This window comes from Xanthobacter sp. BG11Y11_SDJG (assembly GCF_057364445.1).
Map to the genome: position 1 here is coordinate 1 of NZ_JBNFNU010000325.1, position 4,864 is coordinate 4,864.

Consider the following 4,864-nt stretch of genomic DNA (forward strand, 5'->3'; position numbering starts at 1 on the left):
ATGGCCCCCGAACGCAGGTCGGGGGCCAACAGGGGGCCGCCCGAGGGCGGTGGAGGGACTTCAGGCGCGCGCCGCGATGCTCCGGCGCGCGCGATCCTTGGAAGGGGTCAGACGGTCGCCTCGCGCGCCTTGAGGGCGCGGGCCTCGTTGAGCCGGTGATGGCGCGCCAGCAGGGGCTTCAGCACCAGAAGCGCGGCGATGGCGGCGGTCATGTCCATGGCGGCGACAGTATAGAGCACCACCGACCAGCTTCCGGTCGCCTCCATCAGGAGTTCGCCACCGGCACTAGCAGGGCGGCGATGCCCTTGGCGCAGTAGAGCATGCCGTAGATCTTGCCGATGTGCTTGGAGCCGAAGGTGTCCGCGGCGGTCGCCGAGAACAGGGAGTAGACCTCGCCCCAGGCCAGGAAGACGATGCCCGACAGGACGATGAAGGCCCACGGATTGTGCCCGAACGTGCCGAGCGCGACGATGCCGATGCCCTCCATCATGAAGGCGAAGAACATGGTCTTCTCGCGGCCGATATGGTCGGAGATCCAGCCGAAGAAGGGCCGCGAGAAGCCGTTGAGGATGCGGTCCAGCATCAGGGCGAACGGCAGGGCCGCCATGGCGAAGAAGTAGAGGTTCACCTCCACGTGCTTCACGCCCAGGTCCTCGGCGATCACGCCAAGCTGCGCCACCGCCATCAGGCCGCCGGTGACGGTCAGCGTGAACATGGTGAGCATGACCCAGAACACCGGGGTGCGCAGCGCCTCGCCGAGCGTGTAGTCGCGCCGGCTCTGGGCGACGGTCGACGAGTAGGTGACTTCCCTGCCGGTCGGCGCGGTGAGGAACAGCGCCGCGGCGACGATCACCGCGCCCTGGATCAGGCCGAAGGTGAAGAAGGTCTCGTGGTAGCCCGACGACTTGATCATCGCCGCGATGGGCAGGATCGTCACCACCGTGCCCGAGCCATAGCCCGCCGCGGTGAGGCCGACGGCGAGGCCGCGCCGGTCGGGGAACCACTTCAGCGCGCTGTTGACGCAGGTGGCATAGACGCAGCCGACGCCGATGCCGCCCACCGCCGCCGCGAAATAGAGCGCCGGCAGCGTGGAGGCATAGGAGTTCAGCACCCAGGACAGGCCGGTGAACAGGCCGCCCACCAGCACCACGTTGCGCGGGCCGTATTTGTCGATGAAGTAGCCGACGATGGGCGTCGCCCAGGTCTGCACAACCACGAACACCGTGAAGGCCACCTGCACCGAGGCGCGGGTCCAGCTGTTGGCGGAAACGATCTCGGGAACGAACAATGTCCAGGAATATTGAATATTCGCGGCGGCGACCATGCAGACGATGCCGGCCACCAATTGAAGCCAGCGGTTGGGGCCGGCTACTTTGACGGATTCACTCACCATTCATCCACCCTTAGAGAACATTATTATTTTAGTTCCAGGAAGACAGAGCCGCCCCACCCCGTTGTTTTCCCTCTCGGAGGCGGCTTGTTTAAGAAAGCGTTAAGGCGCGTGCGCCTCACACGGCGCCGGCGGTGCGCATGCCGGCGATCTCCTCGGCGCTGTAGCCGAGGGCGCCGAGCACCTCGTCCGTATGCTCGCCGAGCAGCGGCGCGCGCTCGACCGGCACGTGGCTCGCCGACATCTGGATCGGCGAGCCAAGCGTGACGTAGGCGCCGCGCTCGGGATGCGGCACCTCCACGAGGAAGCCGCGGTCGTAGAGCGAACGGTCGTCCAGGATGTCCTTGGTGGAGAGCACCGGGCCGCACGGCACGTCGATGGCCTTCAGCGCCTCCATCACCTCGAACTTGGTGCGCTTGAGGCTCCAGCGCTCGATCACGTCGAAGCACGCGTCGAGCCGCTGCAGGCGCGCCTCGTGGCTGGCGAACTTGGGATCGTCGATCAGGTCCTTGCGGCCCACGAGCCGCATCAGCGGCGCCCAGCCCTGGGGCTGGATGATGACGTAGCAATAGTCGTTCTCGCCGCCCGGCGCGCAGCGCACCGCGGCGCCCGGCTGGCCGCCGCCGGAGCAGTTGCCGGCGCGCGGCACGCACTCGGTCTCGGGGGCGCCGGGATATTCCGGCAGCGGCCCGGAGGCGAGGCGCTGCTGGTCGCGCAGCTTCACCCTGAGGAGGTTCATCACGCAGTCCTGCATGGCGACCTCGACCAATTGGCCCTCGCCCGTGACCGTGCGCTGGTAGAGCGCCGCCAGCACGCCGGCGAGGCAGTGGACGCCGGTGCCGGTGTCGCCGATCTGGGCGCTGGAGGCGGTCGGCGGGCCCGAGCGCCAGCCGGTGGTGCTCATGGCGCCGCCCATGGCCTGGGCGATGGTCTCATAGGCCTTGGCGTCGATGCCCGAGGCGTCGGCGAAGCCCTTGATGGTGGCGTAGATCAGGCGCGGATTGATGGCGCGCGCCTGGTCGTAGCCGAAGCCCTGGCGCTCCAGCACGCCGGGTCCGAAATTCTCCACCAGCACGTCGCAGCGGGCGATCAGGCGGGTCAGCGCCTCCTGGCCCTGGGGGCTCTTGATGTTGAGCGTGAGGCTGCGCTTGTTGGCGTTCAGCATGGTGAAATAGAGACTGTCGACGTTCGACTTGTCCCGGAGCTGGGACCGCGTGATGTCCCCGCGGCGGGGCATCTCGACCTTGATGACCTCCGCCCCGAGCCACGCGAGCATCTGGGTCGCGGACGGTCCGGACTGAACATGCGTCATGTCCAGGACACGCACGCCCTCGAGCGCCTTGCCCATGCCGTTACCCCTGGATTTCCTCGATCCGACCGTGTGTTCCGCCGGTCTTGAGCCGGCTTGCGAGCGCTGTGGGCGCCCGGCATCCATCCGTGTCTACTGGATATGGTATGCCATATACAAACGTTATCACCGCCATTTTCCGCCTGCAACCGAATTCGACTAAAGTGAAACGGAGGGGGCGTGCGAGGCCGTCGGATCGGCCGGCGCGCCCCCTCCCCGGTGCGGGCGCGGCCGCCGTCGGCCAAGCCGTGGCGGCGCCCGGCCGGACGGTCAGCGCAGCACGGCGAGCTCGGCGCCCATGCCGCTCAGGGCCTGGTCCGCGTGGGAGGCGACTTCGGATTCGTGCAGATAGTGGCGCATCAGGTCGGTGGCGCTGATGACGCCCACCAGCGCATGGTCCTCGATCACCGGCAGATGGCGCACCTGATGCTCGTTCATGAGCCGCAGCACGGTGACGATGGAATCGGCGAGCCGGCAGGAGATCACCTCCCGCTTCAGCAGGCTGGCGAGCACCACGGCCGGCGTGCCGGCGCCATGCGCCAGCAGCGCCCGCGTCACGTCGCGCTCGGAGAACACGCCGACGACGGTGTTGCCCTCGGTGCGGCACACGTCCTTGACGATCACCGAGGAGACATTCTCCCGCTGCATGATCTTCACGGCGGTGGCGACGGTCTCGTTGGCCCGGACCGTGATGATCCGGGTATCGCGCTTCTCGCGCAGGATGTCATCGACGCGCATCAGCATGGCGTTCCTCCGGGGCCGAGGCCCTCATTCTGGAAGTGTGGGGCCTCTTGAAGGGCACCTGGAGGAATTCTGGTATTCAAAATACTGGATGTCAACGCGCGGTGCAGCAGCAGAACGGGCGATTTCATGCTGCGTTGCAAGAAGATGCGCGGCGCGCGCCGGCTTTGCATGGGCCTGCGGCAACCCTTGCCCTCACCGCACAAGTCCTTCATCTGATATGATGTATTTGGTCGGCATCGAAATGCGGGCCGCGCCGCGCCACGAAGACTGCCTAAGGCGAAGGGGAGCGATGACCTATCAGGACATCAACGTGAAGCCGATCGAGACCGAATCGAGCTTCCGAATGAAGGCCTACAAGGCCCTCAAGGCGGCCATCATGGAGATGGACATCTACAGCCACCGGGAAGAGATCCGCCTCGAGGAACGCCAGCTCTCCGAGAAGCTCGGCGTCTCCCGCACCCCCATCCGCGAGGCGATGACGCTTCTGGAGCAGGAGGGCTTCGTGCGCTCTGTGCCGCGGCGCGGCATCTTCGTGGTGCGCAAGACCCGGCAGGAAATCCTCGAAATGATCACGGTGTGGGCGGCGCTGGAGAGCATGGCGGCCCGCCTCGCCTGCGGGCGCGCCTCGGAGGCCGAGATCCGCGAGCTGCGCGAGAACGTGCGCGCCTTCGCCGACCGCGACCCGGAGGAGTTCGTCTCGGAATATTCCGAGGCCAACCTCGCCTTTCACAAGATCATCATCCGCATGTCCGGCTGCGAGCTGATCGCCGAGATGACCGAGGGCCTATTCCCGCACATGCGCGGCGTGCGCAACGTCACCATCGGCCAGGACCACCGCGCCCAGCGCTCCATCGTCGACCACACCCGCATCGTCGCCGCCATCGAGAAGCGCGACGCGGACCTGGCCGAGCGCCTGGTGCGCGAGCACACGCTGGGCCTCGCCCGCCACGTGGAGGCGCACGGCGAGTTCCTGGACTGAGGTGCGCGCAGCGAGAGCCGAGGCTTGGGGCGACCGCGCCAGCCGGCGCGGCCGTCCGCCGGCGCGGGCCGCAACCAGGGCGCCGCCGCAGGCGGCACACCAAGATTTCAACGGGCGCGACCCTCCTGCCCTGGAATCTCCGGGCCGTCTTACCATATGAAGGTCAAGCTACCCTTAGGTCAGGTAGCGGCGGGAGGAAACATGTTCCGGAGAACCAGTCTGTTTGCGGCGCTCGCGGTGGCGGCGGGCCTGACTTTGGCGGTGGCCGATGTGGCCGAGGCGAAGCGCGGCTTCTCGTTCGGCAACCGCGGCTCGCGCACCTATCAGGCGCCGCCCGCCACCAACACCGCCCCCACCGCCGCCCCGATCCAGCGCTCCACCACGCCGCAGACCGCGCCCGCGC

Annotated in this window: 3 protein-coding genes and 2 pseudogenes; 2 read left to right on the top strand and 3 right to left on the bottom strand. The window is 67.5% G+C overall.

Translation table 11 applies throughout. From position 1 onward, the window contains the following. Positions 1 to 107: 107 nt before the first annotated feature. From oxlT to AC2W7M_RS19830, 3 genes and pseudogenes are all read right to left on the bottom strand, one after another. Positions 108 to 1,393: pseudogene (gene oxlT / locus AC2W7M_RS19820) on the bottom strand (oxalate/formate MFS antiporter). A 115-nt stretch (positions 1,394 to 1,508) separates the two neighbouring features. Beyond that, a complete protein-coding gene (gene frc, locus AC2W7M_RS19825; RefSeq protein WP_486134298.1) occupies positions 1,509 to 2,738 on the bottom strand; it encodes a formyl-CoA transferase in 1,230 nt (409 codons plus the stop codon). A 270-nt stretch (positions 2,739 to 3,008) separates the two neighbouring features. After that, the gene (locus AC2W7M_RS19830) at positions 3,009 to 3,482 is read right to left on the bottom strand and encodes a CBS domain-containing protein (protein WP_486134300.1); all 474 of its coding nucleotides are present in this window, start codon (positions 3,480 to 3,482) and stop codon (positions 3,009 to 3,011) included. Between the two features lie 289 nt (positions 3,483 to 3,771). On the opposite strand from AC2W7M_RS19830, the gene AC2W7M_RS19835 reads away from it, so the two are divergent. Next, positions 3,772 to 4,461, top strand: a complete 690-nt coding sequence (locus AC2W7M_RS19835) for a GntR family transcriptional regulator (RefSeq protein WP_486134302.1) — start codon at positions 3,772 to 3,774, stop codon at positions 4,459 to 4,461. Positions 4,462 to 4,662: 201 nt separating this feature from the next. Beyond that, positions 4,663 to 4,864 (top strand): annotated as a pseudogene (locus AC2W7M_RS19840) (hypothetical protein); the annotation flags it as partial.

Bases quoted from the DNA above. Each gene is read 5' to 3' on its own strand.
- AC2W7M_RS19830 (WP_486134300.1), bottom strand. From the start codon at position 3,482: ATGCTGATGCGCGTCGATGACATCCTGCGCGAGAAGCGCGATACCCGG.
- frc (WP_486134298.1), bottom strand. From the start codon at position 2,738: ATGGGCAAGGCGCTCGAGGGCGTGCGTGTCCTGGACATGACGCATGTT.
- AC2W7M_RS19835 (WP_486134302.1), top strand. From the start codon at position 3,772: ATGACCTATCAGGACATCAACGTGAAGCCGATCGAGACCGAATCGAGC.